General features: G+C 31.8%; 18 protein-coding genes, 2 tRNA genes and 1 pseudogene. 12 read left to right on the top strand and 9 right to left on the bottom strand.

Annotated elements, in window-relative coordinates; all coding sequences use genetic code 11:
• Position 1: 1 nt before the first annotated feature.
• The 9 genes from AC5LWZ_RS06935 to AC5LWZ_RS06895 all read left to right on the top strand — a co-directional run bounded on the left by AC5LWZ_RS06935 (position 2) and on the right by AC5LWZ_RS06895 (position 6,878).
• The gene (locus AC5LWZ_RS06935; RefSeq protein ID WP_493463334.1) at positions 2-649 is read left to right on the top strand and encodes an ElyC/SanA/YdcF family protein; all 648 of its coding nucleotides are present in this window, start codon (positions 2-4) and stop codon (positions 647-649) included.
• A gap of 296 nt (positions 650-945) precedes the next feature.
• Positions 946-1,674: an arginine ABC transporter ATP-binding protein ArtP gene (gene artP, locus AC5LWZ_RS06930; RefSeq protein WP_086360008.1), complete on the top strand. Its 729-nt coding sequence runs from the start codon at positions 946-948 to the stop codon at positions 1,672-1,674.
• A 29-nt stretch (positions 1,675-1,703) separates the two neighbouring features.
• Positions 1,704-2,438: a transporter substrate-binding domain-containing protein gene (locus tag AC5LWZ_RS06925; protein ID WP_086360009.1), complete on the top strand. Its 735-nt coding sequence runs from the start codon at positions 1,704-1,706 to the stop codon at positions 2,436-2,438.
• 83 nt (positions 2,439-2,521) lie between these two features.
• The gene (artQ, locus tag AC5LWZ_RS06920) at positions 2,522-3,298 is read left to right on the top strand and encodes an arginine ABC transporter permease ArtQ (RefSeq protein ID WP_216819478.1); all 777 of its coding nucleotides are present in this window, start codon (positions 2,522-2,524) and stop codon (positions 3,296-3,298) included.
• Positions 3,299-3,307: 9 nt separating this feature from the next.
• Positions 3,308-3,985, top strand: a complete 678-nt coding sequence (gene artM / locus AC5LWZ_RS06915) for an arginine ABC transporter permease ArtM (protein ID WP_086354161.1) — start codon at positions 3,308-3,310, stop codon at positions 3,983-3,985.
• Between the two features lies 1 nt (position 3,986).
• Positions 3,987-5,822 carry an excinuclease ABC subunit UvrC gene (uvrC, locus tag AC5LWZ_RS06910; RefSeq protein ID WP_198199858.1) on the top strand — a complete coding sequence of 612 codons (1,836 nt, stop codon included), beginning with the start codon at positions 3,987-3,989 and terminating at the stop codon, positions 5,820-5,822.
• A 107-nt stretch (positions 5,823-5,929) separates the two neighbouring features.
• Entirely contained in the window at positions 5,930-6,484 is a 555-nt protein-coding gene (gene pgsA, locus AC5LWZ_RS06905; protein WP_493463333.1) for a CDP-diacylglycerol--glycerol-3-phosphate 3-phosphatidyltransferase, read from the top strand.
• Positions 6,485-6,697: 213 nt separating this feature from the next.
• Positions 6,698-6,785 (top strand) — tRNA-Leu (locus tag AC5LWZ_RS06900).
• Between the two features lie 17 nt (positions 6,786-6,802).
• Positions 6,803-6,878: transfer RNA gene (locus AC5LWZ_RS06895), tRNA-Gly, on the top strand.
• 237 nt (positions 6,879-7,115) lie between these two features.
• Here AC5LWZ_RS06895 and AC5LWZ_RS06890 read toward each other — a convergent pair.
• The 3 genes and pseudogenes from AC5LWZ_RS06890 to AC5LWZ_RS06880 form a co-directional block, all read right to left on the bottom strand.
• Positions 7,116-7,346, bottom strand: coding sequence for a LysR substrate-binding domain-containing protein (locus tag AC5LWZ_RS06890; RefSeq protein ID WP_110447884.1), 231 nt, complete (start codon positions 7,344-7,346; stop codon positions 7,116-7,118).
• A 207-nt stretch (positions 7,347-7,553) separates the two neighbouring features.
• Positions 7,554-8,645: a hypothetical protein gene (locus tag AC5LWZ_RS06885; RefSeq protein WP_198221354.1), complete on the bottom strand. Its 1,092-nt coding sequence runs from the start codon at positions 8,643-8,645 to the stop codon at positions 7,554-7,556.
• A gap of 269 nt (positions 8,646-8,914) precedes the next feature.
• Positions 8,915-9,236: pseudogene (locus AC5LWZ_RS06880) on the bottom strand (carboxymuconolactone decarboxylase family protein); the annotation flags it as partial.
• An 824-nt stretch (positions 9,237-10,060) separates the two neighbouring features.
• Between AC5LWZ_RS06880 and AC5LWZ_RS06875 the strand changes: the two are divergent.
• Positions 10,061-12,277 (top strand): TonB-dependent receptor, encoded by a 2,217-nt coding sequence (locus AC5LWZ_RS06875; RefSeq protein ID WP_493463332.1) that lies wholly within the window; start codon positions 10,061-10,063, stop codon positions 12,275-12,277.
• A gap of 63 nt (positions 12,278-12,340) precedes the next feature.
• Here the strand turns inward: AC5LWZ_RS06875 and AC5LWZ_RS06870 are convergent, their stop codons facing one another.
• Positions 12,341-13,252, bottom strand: a complete 912-nt coding sequence (locus tag AC5LWZ_RS06870; protein WP_493463331.1) for a helix-turn-helix transcriptional regulator — start codon at positions 13,250-13,252, stop codon at positions 12,341-12,343.
• A gap of 138 nt (positions 13,253-13,390) precedes the next feature.
• On the opposite strand from AC5LWZ_RS06870, the gene AC5LWZ_RS06865 reads away from it, so the two are divergent.
• Positions 13,391-14,599: an MFS transporter gene (locus AC5LWZ_RS06865; RefSeq protein ID WP_493463330.1), complete on the top strand. Its 1,209-nt coding sequence runs from the start codon at positions 13,391-13,393 to the stop codon at positions 14,597-14,599.
• Positions 14,600-14,812: 213 nt separating this feature from the next.
• Here AC5LWZ_RS06865 and AC5LWZ_RS06860 read toward each other — a convergent pair whose 3' ends face one another.
• Complete coding sequence (locus AC5LWZ_RS06860) at positions 14,813-15,238, bottom strand: hypothetical protein (RefSeq protein WP_493463329.1); 426 nt, start codon at positions 15,236-15,238, stop codon at positions 14,813-14,815.
• 309 nt (positions 15,239-15,547) lie between these two features.
• On the opposite strand from AC5LWZ_RS06860, the gene AC5LWZ_RS06855 reads away from it, so the two are divergent.
• The gene (locus tag AC5LWZ_RS06855; RefSeq protein ID WP_110447890.1) at positions 15,548-16,369 is read left to right on the top strand and encodes a DeoR/GlpR family DNA-binding transcription regulator; all 822 of its coding nucleotides are present in this window, start codon (positions 15,548-15,550) and stop codon (positions 16,367-16,369) included.
• 354 nt (positions 16,370-16,723) lie between these two features.
• On the opposite strand, the gene AC5LWZ_RS06850 is transcribed toward AC5LWZ_RS06855, so the two are convergent.
• Genes AC5LWZ_RS06850 through AC5LWZ_RS06835 form a run of 4 tightly spaced genes read right to left on the bottom strand, consistent with a single transcriptional unit; the run spans position 16,724 to position 21,085 of the window.
• Positions 16,724-17,656 (bottom strand): sugar kinase, encoded by a 933-nt coding sequence (locus AC5LWZ_RS06850; RefSeq protein ID WP_493463328.1) that lies wholly within the window; start codon positions 17,654-17,656, stop codon positions 16,724-16,726.
• A gap of 16 nt (positions 17,657-17,672) precedes the next feature.
• Positions 17,673-18,656, bottom strand: a complete 984-nt coding sequence (locus AC5LWZ_RS06845; protein WP_220000061.1) for an ABC transporter permease — start codon at positions 18,654-18,656, stop codon at positions 17,673-17,675.
• Positions 18,653-20,146, bottom strand: coding sequence for a sugar ABC transporter ATP-binding protein (locus AC5LWZ_RS06840; protein ID WP_198199849.1), 1,494 nt, complete (start codon positions 20,144-20,146; stop codon positions 18,653-18,655). The genes AC5LWZ_RS06845 and AC5LWZ_RS06840 overlap by 4 nt, the downstream gene beginning before the upstream one ends.
• A gap of 51 nt (positions 20,147-20,197) precedes the next feature.
• Entirely contained in the window at positions 20,198-21,085 is an 888-nt protein-coding gene (locus AC5LWZ_RS06835) for a substrate-binding domain-containing protein (RefSeq protein WP_198199847.1), read from the bottom strand.
• Between the last annotated feature and the right edge of the window lie 206 nt (positions 21,086-21,291).

The raw sequence follows: 21,291 nt of genomic DNA, 5'->3' as shown, positions 1-21,291 counted from the left end.
CATGATATTAAAAAAGTTAATAACTTATTTAATCACCTTCCTATTGTTTTTAATAACGGTAACACTCAGTCTCGACTTTTGGATAAGCTATAAAACGGCCCCCTACATTTATCATGATGAAAATAAACTTCCCTATCGAACAATTGGTGTAGTATTAGGTACATCTAAATATGTAAAAGGTGGTGGTATAAACGGCTTTTATCGCAATCGCATCGATGGCGCTATTGATCTATATTGGCAAGGAAAAGTCGATTATTTATTAGTCAGTGGTGATAATGCGCATTTAAATTATAATGAACCAATCACAATGCAAAAAGATTTGATTAAAGCTGGTATTCCTAGAGAATCAATTGTATTAGATTATGCTGGTTTTAGAACCTTCGATTCAGTTGTTCGGGCTAATAAAGTTTTTAATGCTGATGATTTTACTATAATTACGCAAGAGTTCCATTGTGAACGAGCTATTTTTATTGCTCTTGCGCAAGATATTCAAGCACAGTGTTTTGCCGTTCCTGCCCCAAAGAGTATGAAGTTAGTTCGTATCCGCGAGATGTTCGCTCGTGTTAGTGCTTTTATTGATTTGTATATAATGAATAAAAAACCTAAATATCTTGGACCTATTATCCCTATCATAAGTAATAATGATTAAATTTACTTAAAACCTATAAAAATTTTGAGGAAAGGGGTTTTTAAGTGATTAATTGATGCGAATTGGTTAAGCTATTACTGAATGTCGCCTTTTCCTACCATAATATATCAGCCTAGTAGATATTTTTAATTATAACTCATTGATTGAATATGAAACTAAGCAGTAAAAATTTAAAACTAATATTTTTTGGCTAACAATCTATCAATAAAACGATTGTCTAATAATTTAGATTGCATTTTTATGCAAAAAAAAGTAATATTTAGTCAATTAAAATTTAAATAATTTATCTAATACTAATGAATATTGAATTAAGCCATATTAACTGTTTTTATGGTACTCATCAGGCATTGAATGACGTCTCGTTATGTTACCCTTTGGGTGAAACAATCGTTTTACTTGGTCAAAGTGGTGCAGGCAAAAGTTCTTTGTTGAAAGTATTTAATTTACTTGAAATTCCCACATCAGGTGAAATGACGATTGCCGATTCACATTTCGATTTTTCGCAAAAGATAAGTGAATCCACTATTCGGACATTACGCAAAAATGTTGGCATGGTTTTTCAAAATTACAATCTATGGCCACATTTAACTGTTTTGGAAAATTTAATTGAAGCACCATGCCAAGTATTAAAATTATCGAAAAAAGAAGCTAGTGATAAAGCAATGTCAATTTTAGCTCGTCTACAAATTGATGAAATGGCGCATCGATACCCTCTCCATCTTTCTGGTGGTCAACAGCAACGTGTTGCTATTGCCAGAGCATTAATGATGGAACCGAAAATTTTATTATTTGATGAACCAACAGCGGCATTAGATCCAGCAATTACATCACAAATTGCTGAGATTATTAATGAACTGTCACAAACCGGAATTACACAAATTATTGTTACTCATGAAGTCGATTTTGCGCGTAAAGTTGCTTCACAAGTGATTTACATGGAACAAGGTAAGATTATTGAGCAGGGACAACTTGAGTGTTTTGCTCATCCAAAAACCGAAGAGTTTAAAGCTTATCTATCACACTAACATTAATTAAAACCAGATTGGGTGGAAATATGAAAAAAACATTACTAGCGATTTTATTTGCTGGATCTGCTTTTGCAGCTCAAGCAGCAGAAACATTAACTATTGGTACCGAAGCAACTTATGCGCCATTCGAATTTACTAACGATAAAAATGAAATTGTTGGTTTCGATATCGATGTTATGAATAAACTTTGTGAAGAAATGAAAGTATCTTGCAAAATTGTTAACCAATCATTCGATGGTTTAATTCCTAGCCTTAAAACTCGACGAATTGATGCAGCAATTGCAGGTATTGATGTTACTCCAGAGCGTCAAAAACAAGTTGCATTTACTAAAATCTACTACGACGACAGCTCAATCCAATTCATTACTTTAAAAGACTCTTTAACCAGTCTTGATCAATTGAAAGGTAAAAAAGTTGGCATCCAGAAAGGTACAACTTATTCAAAATACTTAAATGAAAAGTACCCTGATGTTAAAGCAGTCAGTTATGACAGCTATCAATTTGCGTTTCTAGATTTAAAAGCAAAACGTATTGATGCCATTGTCTCAAGCTCATTTGTTGCTGGAGAATGGTTAGGTAAAGATGCTGACATTGTTGCTTTAGGTGACAAAATTACCGATCATGAATTTTTTGGTGAAGGCTTAGGTATCGCTTTACGTCAAGGAAATGATCAATTACTTGAACAATTCAACCAAGCAATTGATAAATTAAAAGCAAATGGTGAATTAGATATTATCTATAAAAAATGGTTTAGTAAATAATATTATTTACTAAAATCTGTATTTTGAGATCTCGCCGCATACTCTGCGGCGAGTTTATTTTTTAAATTAATTACGGTTTTTTTATGTCAGACTTTTTTGCACACGGTATCGACTGGTTACTCTCTTCTATGGATGGGTATATTTTGCCGCTAACTAAAGCAACCACAATAACGTTATCACTAGCTTTTGTATCGTTAATTGTCGGTATGTTTTTTGCGTTCATTTTTACTATTTTAGAATCAGTTCCTTTCAAACCTGTTGCATGGTTAATGTCACTATTTAATTTAACTATTCGAGCTTTACCTGAATTATTAATTGTGGTGGCAATCTATACAGGTTTACCGCTGTTATTGATGGCATTAGATGATGGTTTTACCATTCCACTTGGTTTTACATCATTTACCGTAAAAATGAATATTGAAAATACTCAGCCAGATCCATTTTTATGCGGTGTTTTTGCTTTATCCTTACTTTATGCTGTTTATGCATCTCAAACTTTACGTGGAGCATTTAAAGCGATTCCAAGTGGACAAAAACAAGCAGCTCAAGTATTAGGCCTTAGTAAATCTCGTACTTTTTTCCGTATAATAATGCCGCAAATGTGGCGCCATGCATTACCTGGTTTGAGTAATCAATGGTTAATTTTATTAAAAGATACCGCCCTTGTATCTGCGATAGCGATTGATGATTTAATGATGCAAACCAAAACAATTGTTGCAAGAACCAACCAACCTTTCTTATGGTATTTTATTGCTATGCTTGTTTATTTAGTGATATCAGTTTTAAGTCAACGAGTTATTTCTCGTATTGAAAAACGTTCTACCAAATTTGAACAACCGTCATCAGCTAATAGTCAGTAAGGTCATTTTATGTCTGATAATTTTATTTACTATCTAAAAATCATTCTTCAAGGTCTACCTGATACTTTAAGCTTAAGTATTGCAGGCATATTATCAGCTGGTTTTTTAGCTATCGTTTTTTCTTGTCTTTTATCTTTAAATTCGAAGTTTTTAACTAAAACGATACGTGGTTATATTGTTATTTTTACTGGTTCACCTTTATTGGTACAACTTTTTTTAATCTATTATGGACCTTCACAATTTGGCGAAATTTTAAGTAAAGTACCGGCTTTTTATGAATTTATTTCATCGCCATGGTTTTGCGCTTATTTAGCTTTAACGCTTAATAGTGCAGCTTACACTACTCAAATTTTCTATGGTGCTTTAAAAGCTGTTCCACAAGGACAATGGCAAGCATGTAGTGCATTAGGCATGAATAAAAGACAAACACTTAAAATTGTAATGCCATATGCATTAAAACGAGCACTGTCTACTTACTCTAATGAAGTTGTCTTCGTGGTTAAAGGAACTGCACTAGCATCAATGATTCCTGTTATGGATCTTATGGGATATAGTAATACACTAAATGGTGAATACTATGACTTCTCAATTTTTGTTGTTGCAGGGCTTATCTACCTCTTGATAAATGGTATTTTAAGCACCATTATGAGGATAATAGAGAAAAAAGCCCTCACCTTTGAAAACTAATATGAGCCAATTTGATTCTGTATCTTTCTTAAAAACTGTCCCACATAAACCAGGTATCTATCAAATGTTTAATGATAAAGATACCATCATTTATGTGGGAAAAGCGAAAGACCTCAATAATCGTTTAAAAAGTTACTTTAATAGTAGTAAAAAAACCATCAAAACCGATCGATTGGTGAGTCATATTCATCGCGTAGAATTTACCATCACCAATACCGAAACAGAAGCACTTTTACTTGAACAGACTTATATCAAAAAATATCAACCACGATATAATGTTTTACTTAAAGATGACAAAAGCTATCCGTTTATTAAATTAAGTAAAGAACGCCATCCACAATTATCTTTATACCGCGGAGCAGTTAATCGTAAAAAAGATGAGTTTTTTGGCCCTTACCCTAGTGGCTATGCAGTTAAACAAATTCTTGCATTATTACAAAAAACCTTTCCGATAAGGCAATGTCTTAATAGTACTTATCGTAATCGAACACGTCCTTGTTTGCAGTACCAAATTAAACGTTGTTTAGGCCCTTGTGTACCGGGTTTAGTCAGCGATGAAGATTACAATGAACAAGTGAATTATGTTAGATTATTTTTATCTGGACAGTCAGATGAAATCTTAAAAAAAATCACTGCTGATATGTTGAAAGCTAGTAGTGAGCTTAATTTTGAAAAAGCAGCAGCGCTACGTGATCAGTTACAAGCAATCAAACACATTAATGAAAAACAAGCTATCTACAATAATAATGATAATTTAGATGTAATTGGTTTTCATTATGAACTCGGCCTAGCTTGTATTTATGTACTTTTTATCCGTAATGGACAAACATTTGGCCATCGTTCTTATTTTCCTAAAGTTCCCTCTAACACTGAACTTGAAGAAGTTATTGAGACATTTTTAGGACAATTTTATCTACAAGGTAATCAAAACAGGAATATTCCAAAGAAAATTCTTCTGAATTTTTCGTTGTCAGATAAACAAGCGATGGAAGAAACTTTATCCATCGTCGCCGAACATCAAGTTAAATTAGTTGATGAACCAAAAGGTGATAATCTTAAATTATTAAATATTGCAACAGTTAACGCTCAAACGGAAGTTAAAAATAAACTATTAGAAAACTCAACCATTAAACAAAGATATGATGCTTTAAAAGCCTTTTTAGGTATTGAGAAAATCAATAGAATGGAATGTTTTGATATCAGCCATTTTATGGGCAAAAACACTATCGCTTCTTGTGTTGTGTTTGATGATAAAGGACCGGTTAAATCTGAATTCCGTCGCTATAATATTAGCGGTATCACCCCAGGTGATGACTATGCAGCAATGGAACAGGTATTAACTCGCCGTTATAGTAAAAAAGATCTCCCTGAAGATAAAATCCCTGATATTATCTTTATTGATGGTGGAAAAGGACAACTTAATCAAGCTTTACAAGTATTTGAGAAGTTACAAGTAAACTGGGATAAACATCATCCTATTTTAATCGGGGTGGCTAAAGGTGCTGAGCGTAAAGAAGGTTTAGAAACACTCTTCTTTGAAGCCCATGGTAAAGGTTATTATTTAGATGATCATTCCCCTGCTCTATTATTAATTCAACAAATCCGTAACGCATCACATGACCATGCGATTGTAGGTCAGCGTAAAAAAGGTGTTAAACAATTAACTGATAGTGCATTAGAACATATAGAAGGCGTTGGCGGAAAAAGACGCCAAGCATTATTAAAACATTTTGGCGGACTTAGAGAGCTAAAAAATGCTAGTATAGATGAAATAGCCCAAGTACAAGGCATATCCAAATCGCTAGCTGAAAAAATTTATCTAAATTTACAGCAATAACACATTGAAAAATTAACATTTTTCAGGCAACATAATCAGTAAGAAAACACTGTTTTTTTAATTATCACTAACCAATTGATTAATAAGACAAAATGAGCTAATGTCACATGAAAATCAACTTACCTACATTTTTAACATTATTTCGAGTAATACTTATTCCTTTTTTTGTGTTGGCATTTTATCTATTTCCTCATGAATGGTCTGGCTTTTTTTCATCATTAATATTCTTAATAGCTGCAGTAACAGATGTTTTTGATGGTTACCTCGCTCGTCGATTAGGCCAAACTACTAAATTTGGTGCCTTTTTAGATCCTGTTGCCGATAAAATTATGGTCACTATCGCTTTAGTTTTAATAACCCAATATTATCAAACATGGTGGATTTCTATTCCAGCAATCATCATCGTCTCTCGAGAGATCATCATTTCAGCATTAAGAGAGTGGATGGCTGAAATTGGTAAACGAAATAATGTTGCCGTCTCATCAATTGGTAAAATAAAAACTATTGCTCAAATGACTGCATTAACATGGTTACTTTGGAGACCTTGCGATCTAGTTATTTATGCCGGACTTGCAGCCTTGTTTATTGCTACAGTATTAACCCTATTATCGATGATGCAATATTTATGGATTGCTCAAGTCGATTTATTAGATAACGATTAACATAATAAATTTGATGTGTAATGTCTAAATATTCAAATTGAAAAAATAGCATTGCACTTTAGTTAAAAATGAAAAAATAGAGTAATTTAACCTCGAATCAGTCAAACATTGAGCAATCAAACGATTAATTTAAAATTTTTATTGACTGAAATGATAAGATAGGTAAAATGCACAGCATCCAAAGCGTAGTTACCCTTCGGTACTAAGTTTTGAGCCCGGGTGGTGAAATCGGTAGACACAAGGGATTTAAAATCCCTCGGCCTTTTTGGCCGTGCGAGTTCAAGTCTCGCCCCGGGCACCATTTAAAACACTTCTCATGCGGGAATAGCTCAGTTGGTAGAGCGCAACCTTGCCAAGGTTGAGGTCGCGAGTTCGAACCTCGTTTCCCGCTCCAATTTAAATTCAATCGATAATCATAGCAAACTATTATCTACAATAAACTATATGTTTTCACTTAGTAGTATAAAATCATATAGAGCCACAAAAAAATACAGTTATATCTATTGCTTTATAGACATTGTATTTATAAATATCTTTATACTATGAAAGCATACAATGTCCACCTAGATAATAAATAACATACTGCAATTAACCTTTATAATTAAAGTGTCAGATGGATATATTTAAGATGTTAAATTTGATAATTAACATTTTCATCTTTAATGTATTGCTCTATATATTGTTTAAATATTTTTACTCTATTAGGGATATAGCATCTATCTCTAACCATCACATAAACTGGACGAGGGATACCAACCCACTCGGTTAAAATTGGAATTAACTCTCCATTCTGAATCTCATCATGAACAAATTGCTCAGAAACAAAACAAATACCTAAATCCTGCTTAGAAGCATTTATCATCAACTGTGTTTTATGTAATCAAAGAACCACATTAGTATTTATTCTTATAATTCACTGTTTTCAAGAATTATTTTGCCCATATACAGCGTTTTACAGATGTGACTATAACCTTAGCATACATGAAGTATATAATTTTTGAATAATGGTAGACCATGCCGAAAATTATAGATTAATTCATCTTAACTATATTGGCTTAGTTGTTGTTATTCAGAGCTCTTTCGGCCAATGTCCTGTGGTTTGATATAACCATTTTAAAACTCGTTTGGCATAGGAACGATCATTAAGATATGAAAATAGTGTATAAAATAGTAACAGGAGTAAAGGAATAATTTGTGCTCCGGATATTATCCATAAAAAACCATTCATTATAAAATCAAACTCTTTAATTGGATATATAATTATCTGTAATAATAAAAATGCAATTGGGGCAAAAATAGTATAAAAATACCAATTACGTAATAACGTTTTCGCTTTTTGTTTACTTATCCAAATACAATGAGGAATTAAATAGCTTGAACCATCGGTATGATTAATAATCCCATGTATTTTATTATTTTCAAATATTAAACTGAGTTTATCTCCTGATGCAATAAACGTCGGATGGCAAAAAGAATAAACAACCGGTATATGATCATTATCTAAAGCAAGTTCATCGAAAAATAGTCTAACACCGCTAAAATCAAATAATATTTTCCTTCGTTCCGATCGATAAATTAATTGTCTATCTATATTAGTTGCAATTCCTTCATATACAGGTAAGTCTGTTGATGAACAATTAACGGTTTTACGATGTTCTAAAAACGAGGTTTTCATAAAACTAAGATCGCCTTTTTTTAATTTATGATATCGCTGACGTAAAAAAAATTGTTTAGGTAAAACCAAATTTATTAAACGAAATAGCGTTGAACAAATACACCATATCAAAATTAGAAACAACCCAGTGGCTAAAAATAGTGTTATAAATTGAAGATCCAGCCAAAATCCTATCAAGATCAAAAATGGTAAAATTAATGTAGAAGGATGAGGGAAAGCACAATGTAATTTATTACGAATAGCCAAGTCTCCTTTCCATGAAACTAACCAGTGGAGCCAAAAAGTGCCATCATTAAGTGCGTGAGAAGCAATATGGATAACATCGCCTTCATTTAATTTATCTAAGACACTTACATCGATAAATTGGTTTTTATAAAAAAAATAAACTCCCTCATTGGTAATAATACGATAACAATCAGTATGTCCATAGGGAATGTAGTCATATCGATAAAATTTATTAGTAATAAATTGGCAATTATCTTTCATTTTGTGTTCTTAGTCTTTTAGAACGCAATCCACTTATTCGTTGGTATATCAATGTATCAGCATTGTTTAAATTGTGGCATTACATAATTTCATAGTAAATATTATTTGCTATTTTAACCTTTTATTTCAAATTTAACAGGTCAGTAATGATATAAATACGAATAGTATTCAATACATATTAATTCAACACTATCTTTTCTAAAAAATGGATTTAATTATCTTATTCAAGTTTATTTTACAATTTCTTTGTAATTCTGTAGTAAAAACTAATCTTTCCAAATCTCTTTTGCTATACGAAACGCAGCCCATGCTTTAGGCCAACCAACGTAAAATGCTACATGAGTTAAAATTTCTGCTATTTTTTGCTTAGTGATACCGTTATTTTTTTGCAATCTGCAAATGAAATTGTAAAGAACTATCTAAGATACTACTGGCAAGTAATGCCGTAACTGTGACTAAACTTCTATCTCTTGCTGAGAGCTCTTTTTCTCTAGACCAAACTTCGCCAAATAATATAACATCATTAAGCTCAGCAAACTTAGGAACGAATTCGCCTAGTACATCTCTTCCCGCTGTTACTTTGTTCTTAATTTTTTCTTTTATTTTGTATTATGAAAAAATCAAATTAAAAAATCTAACAAATTTGGAGATTTCAATAAGATATTGTTCTCTTTTAATCATAATGAATAATTATCTTAATGAAGAAATAACTGAGGAAAACAATTATTATCAATAAATCTTTTCAGTTAATTACAGTTTGTTCATTTTCTCTCTTCGGTCTTTAATCGCCTAATTTCGTATTCTGCCTAACTATCAATATCTAATTTCTTGAAAAAATTATGGATTAATTAAGTTATATTCTCGCTATCCATAGTTAGGATTTTCATCTTTTTATTAACACAAAAATATTAAAACATTATCTTCAATTATAAGTAAATTGAAAATAACGGGTAGCCATATTCCACTCTCTATAAAAATAGACTAATAGAACACTAGAACTCAAACTAACTTATTCCCCAACCAATTTCATTGCAAATTAATTAGCAAAATTATCCACTATCCGCCATTTATAGTGAATACAAATCACTTACTTTACAATATTACCTAATACGAATTAGTTAAATAATATTCTTAATATCGTTAAATATTTAAAGAGTATCAAATATATTTTCCCTTAAAAATTAATTTATTAATTAAAAAAAAATTAAATTTAAAAGAATTTAGAACTGATTCGGTTATTTTTGCCCAATATGGGGAGTCCTTTGCTAGCAAAACATTTACATTATAAATGATAATCATTCTTAATTAAATATGTTAATGATGCTACTAGCTAGTACATTTAATAATCATTTATTAATTTACCAAAAGTATTCCCTATTGATTATGTAGGTTATGGTTGAATTTAGGAAAATAATATGAGATACAAATTAGTTTTTACCAATAAAATAACTAATAAAGCATTAGTTTGTTCTAACAAAAGCATTATTGGTTCACCGTGGTTAATGGCCGGTATTTTATGTTTATCGTTTAACGCAATGGCAGATACAGTTGAAGAAAAAGACGATAGCAATCAAGTAGAACAATTAATAGTTACTGCTAGGCATGTAAAAGAGTCAGCCAAGGATATTCCATTTACGGTCAATATTGTTGACGACAAAAAACTGGTTGACCGGCGGGAGACCACTTTAGAAAAAGCTTTAAATGATACTGTCGGTGTACAAGTAATTAGTAATATGGGGGCAGCGAAATCTATTCGAATGCGTGGTGTCGGTTCTGTATTACCTATGAGTGGCGATGACAGCTCGGTTAGTATTAACGTGGATGGGATGCCACAGTCAAAAAGTAATACGACCTTAAATTTACTTGATGTTCAGCGTGTCGAAGTATTAAAAGGCCCGCAAGGGACATTATTTGGCCGAAATAGCGAGGCTGGTGCTATCAACGTTATTTCGAAAAAACCAACTCGCTATTTTGAATCAGCTTTTAGAACCGAATTCGGACAAAATAATCAAATATTAACCGAAGGCGTCATCAGTGGCCCTTTATCCGATCAATTAAGTGCTCGATTTGCTGTCCGTTATGATGAAGCAGATAGCATTCTAGAAAATGTTAATGACCATAAACCGGTGAGTATTCTTAGAAATAAAATCGCTAGAGGCACATTATTATGGGAAGCTTCAGAACTCACTTCTATCTCATTTATTACCGAAATAGAAGAGGCTATGGGTATGGACGATATGTATATGATGCGCCCATATGGACATCACCCTAAGATTGACATTCCAAATAGCAGTGACAAGAATGACAAAAATATTTATCGTTTCAATTTAAAAGTGGAACATGAGTTGGATAATAGCTTATTGAGTTCTATTACCGGTTATTCGTATAGCAAAAGTGACAGAAGATCACCAATTTATGAAGGTAGGTTATACCACCATTTGAGCGGTATGTCACCACCATCTAATTGGTCTTATTTAACCAAAGAAGATCTTTTCACTCAAGAATTTAGAATTTCATCTAAACCTGAAGCACCAATATTTTGGGTAGCAGGTATAAATTACTATACCAATGATCGTCATAGAAATACTTATGATGTTATGGATGTGTTTTATCCAAGTAATGCATTGAATGCTAACATTAGAAGACAGTTCGAAACAGATAATGTCGGAGTGTTTGGTGAAGTCACCTACCCTGTTACCGAAAAACTCAAATTAACAGCCGGTCTTCGTCAATCTTACGAAAAGAAGAATTATCATGCAAAATGGCTAGCTAACTCAATTTATGCTGAAAATAATAAAGATAAACCAACCTTGGCTTTTGATAAGCAAAAAATAACCGATAACTTTACTACTGGCCGATTAGGTTTGAATTTTTTACTTAATGATTATGCTACCCTGTATGGACTTTACTCAAGAGGATATAAAACAGGTGGTTTCAATGATGAAGGTACGGATTTTGCTACTATTGGTCGTTCAGATCAAGCCTATAAATCAGCGTATGTAAACGCTTATGAAATAGGGTTAAAAGCTGAAAATAATACGGTAGGATTAAACACGGCATTCTTTTATAACGATACTAAACGTGAACATCTAATGGCTTATAATCCAGCGACGTTTGTTTCTGTGGTTGAAAATTATGATATCCGAAGTTATGGTGTAGAGCTAGATGGTTTTTGGAAAGCACCAGGAAATTTAGACTTTTCAGGCGGCATAGGTTACACCAATGCTAAAATAGTCGGTACGCCTAACAAAAGTTTAGCTCATGTAAAAAAACATAACGAAGTGCCGGATACATCTCATTGGAATGCTAACTTAACCATTCTACACTCTATACCACTAAATTTAGCTTCAGGAATATCATTAGAAACGCAAATAACTGAGCGTTATATTGGTTCTCGCCAAGCTGATGTGCAAAATAAATTTGGCTTAAAAGCTTATAACAAACTTGATGCTCGAATTGCTGTCAAAACAGAAAATGCTGAGTTTTATGTGTGGGGTGACAATCTACTAAATAAATCCTACGATTTATGGGGATATCATATTCCAGCACTGTCTCATGATGGCCCTGATGCAACAATTGGTTCGCCAGGTAGAGGCCGAACTTTAGGAGTTGGTTTTATTTATAACTATTAACAATACTTAATTTTAAAGGGATACACTTTAAATCAGTTAAATAATAGCTTAACCATGCCGTCATTATTCGAGAATCTTAGACGAATACTGGCGGCGTATCTCTTTAGGTAATACTCCAAACTGTTTTCTAAATGCTGAACTAAAATGACTAATATTGCTATAACCCATCATAATTGCCGTTTCTGTAACACTATATTCGGCTAATAACTGTTTAGCTTTATGCATCCTTTCTGCCAAAAAATAAGCATAAATACTTTTACCAAAAATCTGCTTGAAACCTTTTTTTAACTTACTCTGATTGAGACCTGTTTGTTTAGCTAAACAATTGATAGTAGGAGGACAGGTTAAATCACTTATTAAACAATTACGAGCATGGTTAAGTTGTTGATATTCCCATTGCGTAAATTCATGTTTAGTAGATTGTTGTTCAAAAGACTTAAAATACCAATTTAAGTACTTTAAAACATGGGCATATAACAATAGACGGTTGGTGATTTTACAATCAGTGTTTTGCATTAAATAAAATAGTTGTCGAGCACAAGATAATACATTTTTGTTTTGCTGTTTCTGATAATGCTGCAAAAAGAAATTGATCTTTTCATCTAAACAAGAAAATTGAAAATCCATATCACCAATTAAAACATCCAATAATTTTGGCATTATCATAACCTCAATATTGCAAAAATCCTTGGAATGTTGTAAATGAAAAATCTCACCATCAGCGAAACCAAAGGTTAAATCGCCTTCTTTACTTACAAATTTCTTATCTTTAATCTGTACACTCAATTTACCTTGTAACTGGCAATTAAAGCATAAGCAATTTTCACTACTCGAAAACGTTTTACTAACATCCACAGCATTTAGATCTGCAGCACTGTTAATGCATATAGCTAAGCCTGGTTGTAACTCAATATATGATAGACCTTTACCGCTATAATTTAGATTTTTATTGGTTAATTGATTATCAAAACACATACATCCTCCAAACAATGCAAACGATAACAAATATCATTTGCATTTACAACATAATAAAGCTACTATTCTTAAGTTGTAATGCTTAGGAGTATAGAATATGTAATAAGATAATTATTATATATTCATATAGAAATTTTCATGGATAATAAAACCATTCCTTATTATAAGCAGAAAAGTTATTTTTTATTTATTATTGCGCAACTCTATATCATACAAGGTATTCCCGTTGGATTAGCTTTTGACGCCTACCCTATCTTATTACGTGATTCAGGTGTTTCGTTAGCCGTGATAGCAATGATTCCACTAGCGGGTTTGCCTTGGGTTATCAAATTTATATGGGCTCCGTTAGTCGAAAATCACTGGATAAATAAAATAGGTTATCGAAAAAGTTGGTTACTACCAATGCAATGTCTATTAGCAATTTTGATAACCATTATTGCTTTCACCCCTTTCACATCAGAAACCACTACTTATCTTCTACTAGTTATTATTTTATCCTGTATCGTTTCTGCAACACTCGATATTGCAACTGACGGACTGGCAGCAGATTTATCGCAAAACAACACTATTAGCCAAATAAATAGTATTCAAGTAATGGGCAATATTACTGGTATGCTTATTGGCGGAGCAGGAGTAACCGTTTGTTATGATTATTTAGGAAAAACCTATAGTATTTTACTGTTAGTTGTAATTATTTTTGTATCGATTATACAACTCACTATATGGACAGAGCCTAATTTAGGCTACAATTCGCGATCCAATTCCCGAGCAAGAATCCACAATTTTTTTAAACGAAAAAATGCTTACCATATGCTATTTCTTGCGATCATGATACCTTTTGCTGGTTCGGTAATTTTAACCACAACTAAATTTATTTTACTGGATCATGGGTTCTCTGTGAGTGATGTTGGTATTTATACAGGTATTGGTGGTTATTTAACCATGCTTTTAGGTTGTGCCATTGCAGCCTATTTATTAAAAACTAAACAACCTTATCAAACACTAAAAATTGGTTTTGCTCTACTCTTTTTTCTAATTCTGTTTTGGTGTTTACTTTACAATATGCCTGACTATATTAATCCTATTACGACTACCATTATGATGACTATTTTAGGTATTGGTATTGGAACGATTAATGTTAGTATTTACACCATTACAATGATTTTTGCCAAACAAGGAAAGCAAACTGCTACAGATTATGCTATTTTTCAAAGTAGCTTATTATTCTCTGAAATAATCGGTTCCTCAATTTCAATGACAATCGCTGAATACTTTAATTATCTCATTGCCTTTTTATTGGCGCTAATAAGTATAATTGTTATTAACTTAATGATTAGAAATAAATAATAAGTTGTAATTTTTCGACATTTTTGTATAGCCCTTTTGAGTATAACAATAAGTTTTAGTCTATTAATAAATAACTTTAAATTATTGTTTGATTAATGATAAAAATGTATTACAACTTACGCAACTAATTTTTACACCAAAATAATTAATCTATTGATTTAATTATAATATTAGTTAAATGACGATATCAATCATATAAAGTTTTGAATCGTATTAAACATTATTTTTTATACTAAAGTATCTCGTTAATGAAAATGGTCGCTTCACCAATAATGTTGGAAATAAATACGTTAGCGATCTTTTCGGTTTATCAAATAACTCTAATGTCCAACCACCTTCGATCAGAAAATCAAAAGAAATCCTATTTTCTGAAAGAATCACTAAATCACTGAAAAAATCTGTATAATACATTTGATATATTTTCGCTTTATCAATTATTCGATTTTGTTGTAAATCTAATAAATAAATAGCTAAAATTTCTTCAAATGGACAATCAAAAGTAACAAATAACAAAATATAATTGTCATTTACTAGTAGAGCCGCCTCTAAGCAAGTTCCATCAACATGAATCTTACTTTCATGGCCATCAATGATGATTGTATTGTTATGAATTTGTATATTGGTTAATTTTTTAATCACAACGCATTCACTTTTATTAGCTTCTAACTAATGTTAGCTCACCATTTATACAAAATAAAGCAGATAATAAAGCTAAATATATATTTAATCTTTCAATTTAGTAATAATATAAGTGAAATAATCTGCTTTATATTATTTTTATGTATGCATCATTATAATCAACAAATTCATTATACTGATATTAATAAAGATTATTTCTGATTTAGTAACGTGCAAGATATCTCAACTTTAAATTTTATTTGCACAAGTATTTAATCATCTGTTTTTGTATAGTTCATTAACACATAATTTTTAAAGAGGTAAATAAAATTGGCTAAAGGAAATACTTCACTGTTAAAAAGACGATTAGATATTGCCGAAATAGTTAGAAAGCAAGGTGAAGTGAAAGTTGATGAATTATCTGAATTATTAAATGTATCTGGTGTCACTATACGACAAGATTTAAATTATTTAGAACAACAAGGTTATCTTAAACGATCCTTTGGTGGAGCCATATATTTACAACCTAAAGATAGTTTTGATAAATCTCATCAAGAATCAAACAATGAAGCCAAAAACGCTTACTCTGATATTAGTTTGATTATGCGATGTTTATCATTCATCAATGATGGCGATACGCTATGTTTGTTAAATGGTAAAATAACTAGAAAACTCATACCATATTTATATAATAAAAAAAATCTCACTCTGATCGTTAATGATTTAAGCTTTGCTATGTTAGCAAAAGATTATATTCAGGGTGAAATCGTGTTAATTGGTGGAGTATTTAATCAAAAATATACTAATTTTGATAAAAATGATGTGCAAACTCTATTAGCAAAATATGAATTATCTACCGTTATATTTGAAATAGAGGCAATCAATACCGATGATGAAATTGCCATATCGAATAGTCAATTGATGGAAGGTTATCAATTATTATTAAACAACGCTAATTGTCGCATCGCGCTTCTACCCAGTCGAATTGAAGAAAATGATACTTTTGGATTTGCTTCACTTCAGCAAATTGATGTTATCATTCTTTCTAACTCAACAATGGCAGAATATCATCAGCAGATAACTAATTGTTCATTTAAACAATCTAGTGTTAATAAAGATAGCGTTATTTATCAAAACTCAATGAAAAAATAAAATTAATTCACAATTTATGTTTATAAATATTTACCAAATAAATAGTTAGAATAAAACTATACTATTGATTTTTCTATAATTAACAACACTTTGAATAGTATAATATCAACTATTATTTAACTAGATTTTTTATTTAATATTGTAAGCTAATTCTAGTTAAGATTTGCCTTAAAATTAGTGACAACGTCACACAAATAAGCAAAAATTTAAATCGCTATTTTCAATATTATTGATTTCTGAAGGCATAAAACAATATATAAAAAATTATTGAAAATTTTAAATAATGTAATGTTTTTTATTGCAAATTTAATAAAAAAAGCCCCTAATTAGGGGCTTAATCATAATTGAAATCAACTATTTTTGTAGGAATTTTTCAATCTGCTCTAATGTTGACGTACCTTGCATTGGTCCTTGTTTTGTCACCGCCAACGCACCGCAAGCATTGGCATAAGTTAAGGCTTTTTTGGCTGTAAAACCTTTATGAATTAAGGCGACATATGCACCACCAAAACAATCCCCTGCACCAGTCGGATCTATTTCGGTAACTAAATGAGGTTGCACATCAAAAGATTCACTTGCCGAATAATAACTCGCGCCCTTATTACCTTTTTTTATAACAATAGAAGATATACCATTATTTAAAAAATAATCGATCGCTTGCTTCTCATTATCCGTATCGGCTAACAGTGTGACTTCACTTTCACTTGGTAAGTAAATATCGGTTTGCTGTAATATTGCTAACAGCGCCTCTTTAACGCCTGGCAGATTTAACATTTCCTTACGGATATTAGGATCAAAGGAAATGATACCTTTATTTTGTTTAACTATTGCTATAGCTTTCTTAGCGGTATCAAGAATTTGTTTAGAAAACAGCGAAGATCCCATTATATGTAGATGATCGCAATCTTCTAAAATCTTTTGGCTAACCATGTCTTCATTAATCAGAGCACAAGCAGCATTTTTTATATTAAAAATAAAATCCCGACTACCATCCTCATGATAAGTTACAAATGCGCTTCCCGTAGTTTGGTCATCCATAACTTTAATATGAGAGATATCAACACCATCATCAGCCAGTTTTTTTATATTTAACTCACCAAAGCCATCATTACCAACACAACTTATCATCGCTGCTGGTTCATCTAATTTCGCCACTTGATCGATAAAAATTGCTGGAGCACCACTGGCAAATGGGCCCTTCCATAGTCCATCATGTGTAAATAATTGCCCTTTTTGGTTAGCCATAATTTCGACAACAATTTCACCTAGTGTAAATATTTTTTTCATATTAATTCAACTCCATTTAAACTCTGTTTTTCTTATTACGAACATCAATATATACAGCTAATAGAATGACTAATCCTTTAACAACTAGTTGATAAAAATAAGGAATGTTCATCAAGTTCATGCCGTTATTAATAACACCGATGATTAGAGCGCCTATCATTGTTCCAATAATTGTGCCGTGACCACCATTTAAGCTTGTTCCGCCTAAAACTGCTGAAGCAATAGCATCTAATTCATAACCTTGCGCAGTACTTGGTTGACCTGAATAAAGTCTTGATGCTAACAATAATCCACTGATCCCTGCCATTAACGCAGTTATCATGAAAACTTGTATTTTTAATTTTTTAACATTAATTCCAGAATAAACAGCGGCTTCTTTGTTGCCACCAGTGATATAAATTTTTCGACCAAATGTCGTTTTAGATAAGATGAAATGATTGACTAATAACAATATTAATAGCACCCATATTGGATTAGGAATTGAAAAAATATCACCATTACCTAATTCAAGAAATACATCATCCATAATCATTTCAGGTTTACCATCTGTAATGATATAAGCAATCCCACGGAAAATCCCCATAGTTGCTACAGTCACAATAAACGATGGAATACCAGCAAGTGCCGTTAAACTACCATTGATAAAACCAACCGCAATTGAAAGTAACAAAGCTATAACTATGGCAAGATAAAATGGTAATCCCCAAAGTAAAGCAAGTGCCGCTAATGTACCTGTTAACGCTATAGTTGAACCGACGGATAAATCGATATCACCAAGCAGCAATACATATGTCATACCAAATGCCGTAATCGCAATAATTGATACTTGCAAGACAATATTCATAATGTTGGTACTAGTTAAAAAGTTACTATTCATAAATGAAAACAGAATGAATAAAGCAATTAGCCCGATAACAATTCCACCATATTGACGGAATACTTTAAAAAAAGATTCTTTAAAATTACTATTATTCATCGAGGTATTTTCTTTAGTATTCATGCACATGCTCCTGTTGCTATATTCATTACTTCTGGTTGAGTTAACCCTTCAGTATTAAATTCCTTTACAATTTTCTTATTACGCATAACAAATAAACGATCACTAATAGACATCACCTCGGGTAGTTCTGATGAGATCATAATGATTGCAGTACCTTTTGATGATAGTTCTCTTATTAATTTATAAATTTCCAATTTGGCACCGATATCAATTCCCCGAGTGGGTTCGTCTAAAATCAAAATTTTAGGTGGCTTCACTAACCATTTGGCAATAACGATTTTTTGTTGGTTACCACCACTTAAACTACCGGTTACTTGGAATGGATTATTGGTTTTGATAGCCATCTTCTTTATATATTTAGTCGAATTTAATAATTCTTTTCTATTATTGATGATAAATGATGGCTCATATTGAAAGGCAATATGATTAATATTTGAATGAACATCATGCATCAAAACCAAGCCTTCTTCTTTACGATTTTCGGTAACAAAAGCAAGGCCATGTTCAATGGCTTGAGTTGGTGAATTAATATTGACTTTTTTACCTGAAATAAAAATTTCACCTTGGTATTTAGTTACCCCAAACAATGCTTTCATCACTTCTGACCGACCAGCACCAACTAAACCAAAAAAACCAACTACTTCACCAGAATGCACCTTAAAGCTAATATTCTTGAATTCTCTAAAATGATCTAAGTTTCTAACTTCTAATAAAGGCGGATCTTCCTGAATTTGGTGTGGTAATTTTGGTGGATAAATATTTTGTACTTCACGGCCAACCATTTCAGCAATCAGCTGATCTATGGTGGTTTCGTTTTTTTGGTGGGTGGCAATATACTCGCCATCACGCATAACTGAAATATCATCAGAGATACGCATGATCTCATCCATTCGATGCGAAATATATATAATTGCAACATCTTTTTGTTTAAGTTTTTCTATTATATTGAAGAGTAGTTCTGCTTCATTATCACTTAATGACGAAGTTGGTTCATCCATAATTAATACTTTCGCGTCATAACTAAGTGCTTTTGCAATTTCAACCAATTGCCGTTGCGCCATAGACATGGTTCCAACAATTTGTGTTGGATTTAATTTGATTCCATACTCCGCAAATAATGCATTACAATTTTTAATCATTTGATTATCAGAAATAATGCCATATTTATTTGGTTCATTATTGGCATAAATATTCTGAGCAATCGTTAGGTTATTACTTAAACTCAATTCTTGGAAAACTATAGCAATCCCTATCTTTCTTGATTCTGTTGGATTCTTTATAGTGATAACATTGCCTTGATAGGTAATTGTTCCACTACTTGGCGGATAAATACCGGCTAGGATTTTCATTAATGTAGATTTTCCTGCGCCATTTTCGCCCAATAGCGTATGAACTCTACCTTGGTAGATGTCTAAACTAACATTTTTCAAAGCTTGAATCGGACCAAAATTTTTGGCAATAGAATCCACAGATAATATGATATTATTCATTAGTTGATTCCTTGTGGAAGGGATAGATATTACCCTATCCCTTATTGTGAATTATTTTTTTCCTGTATATACGCCAGGAGTGACTGGGATTACTTCATCGACTTTTTTACCATTTAAGTAGTCAATTGCAGTAGCTACAGCGATTTCACCTAACTTATTTGGATATTGTTGGATTACAGCTACGAATGTTTTTTCTTTATCTACAGCTTTTCTTGCTTCATCCATGCCATCAAAACCAATGATTTTTATATCATTATTTTTAACAGATTTCGCCGCGATAACCGCTGATAATGCAGCATCATCACCAAAACCAAAAATTCCATTTAAGTCTGGGTATGCTTGTAACATATTTTGTGCAACAACAAGAGCTTCTGCACGGGTAATTCCGGTTTGAATAGACACTATTTTCACGTCTGGAGTTTTAGACAATCCTTCTTTAAATCCATCAACACGATCAACAACTGATTGCACCATAGGATAATCAATAACACCAACCGTTCCTTTACCGTTTAATAATTGCCCCATTAACTCACCGGCAGTAACACCACCAGCATAATTGTTGGTCGCAATATGACTAACGACTTTGACGCCAACGGCAGGAACATCAACAGTAATAACTGGAATATTCGCCTTTTCAGCTTTCATAATCGCAGCTTGTACACCTTTTGAATCAACTGGTGATAAAATAATTAAATCCACTTTTTTAATAATAAAATCTTCAATGTCTGAAATTTGTTTATTAAGATCTTGGCTAGCGATAGATAGTGATAAATCAACATTTTCCTGTTGAGCTTTTTGTTTTATAGCATCTGCTAATGAGATATAAAAAGGATGTTGTTGGGTTAATAATGAAACACCTATATGATATTGCTTAGCATGTGCGCCGAAAGTGAAAAAAAATAGAAAACACACAAAAAAGAGTTTAGATATTTTTTTCATAGAAAGAGCTCCTTAATTTTAAGCATGATAATTAACCTTATAGGAAAGAAAGAATAAATCATCCAATCTTTTATTCTTTATCATCATGCAACTATCAAAATACAATACAAAGAAAAATATTTTTAAAAAGATTTGAACCATAATTTTTCTCTATTTACTGCAATATTCGTAACTTTACGCTACGTATTATTAGTATAGTTTTTGAA

The sequence above is a fragment of the Gilliamella sp. LMG 34362 genome, assembly GCF_984569125.1.
The sequence above is the reverse complement of the archived record's forward strand: the minus strand, read 5'-3'. Positions and strand labels throughout refer to the sequence as shown.

What these genes read in the sequence shown, in the direction of transcription:
- AC5LWZ_RS06935 (WP_493463334.1), top strand. Translation starts at nt 2, where the DNA reads ATGATATTAAAAAAGTTAATAACTTATTTAATCACCTTCCTATTGTTT.
- artP (WP_086360008.1), top strand. Translation starts at nt 946, where the DNA reads ATGAATATTGAATTAAGCCATATTAACTGTTTTTATGGTACTCATCAG.
- AC5LWZ_RS06925 (WP_086360009.1), top strand. Translation starts at nt 1,704, where the DNA reads ATGAAAAAAACATTACTAGCGATTTTATTTGCTGGATCTGCTTTTGCA.
- artQ (WP_216819478.1), top strand. Translation starts at nt 2,522, where the DNA reads ATGTCAGACTTTTTTGCACACGGTATCGACTGGTTACTCTCTTCTATG.
- artM (WP_086354161.1), top strand. Translation starts at nt 3,308, where the DNA reads ATGTCTGATAATTTTATTTACTATCTAAAAATCATTCTTCAAGGTCTA.
- uvrC (WP_198199858.1), top strand. Translation starts at nt 3,987, where the DNA reads ATGAGCCAATTTGATTCTGTATCTTTCTTAAAAACTGTCCCACATAAA.
- pgsA (WP_493463333.1), top strand. Translation starts at nt 5,930, where the DNA reads ATGAAAATCAACTTACCTACATTTTTAACATTATTTCGAGTAATACTT.
- AC5LWZ_RS06890 (WP_110447884.1), bottom strand. Translation starts at nt 7,346, where the DNA reads ATGATAAATGCTTCTAAGCAGGATTTAGGTATTTGTTTTGTTTCTGAG.
- AC5LWZ_RS06885 (WP_198221354.1), bottom strand. Translation starts at nt 8,645, where the DNA reads ATGAAAGATAATTGCCAATTTATTACTAATAAATTTTATCGATATGAC.
- AC5LWZ_RS06875 (WP_493463332.1), top strand. Translation starts at nt 10,061, where the DNA reads ATGAGATACAAATTAGTTTTTACCAATAAAATAACTAATAAAGCATTA.
- AC5LWZ_RS06870 (WP_493463331.1), bottom strand. Translation starts at nt 13,252, where the DNA reads ATGTGTTTTGATAATCAATTAACCAATAAAAATCTAAATTATAGCGGT.
- AC5LWZ_RS06865 (WP_493463330.1), top strand. Translation starts at nt 13,391, where the DNA reads ATGGATAATAAAACCATTCCTTATTATAAGCAGAAAAGTTATTTTTTA.
- AC5LWZ_RS06850 (WP_493463328.1), bottom strand. Translation starts at nt 17,656, where the DNA reads ATGAAAAAAATATTTACACTAGGTGAAATTGTTGTCGAAATTATGGCT.
- AC5LWZ_RS06845 (WP_220000061.1), bottom strand. Translation starts at nt 18,656, where the DNA reads ATGAATACTAAAGAAAATACCTCGATGAATAATAGTAATTTTAAAGAA.
- AC5LWZ_RS06840 (WP_198199849.1), bottom strand. Translation starts at nt 20,146, where the DNA reads ATGAATAATATCATATTATCTGTGGATTCTATTGCCAAAAATTTTGGT.
- AC5LWZ_RS06835 (WP_198199847.1), bottom strand. Translation starts at nt 21,085, where the DNA reads ATGAAAAAAATATCTAAACTCTTTTTTGTGTGTTTTCTATTTTTTTTC.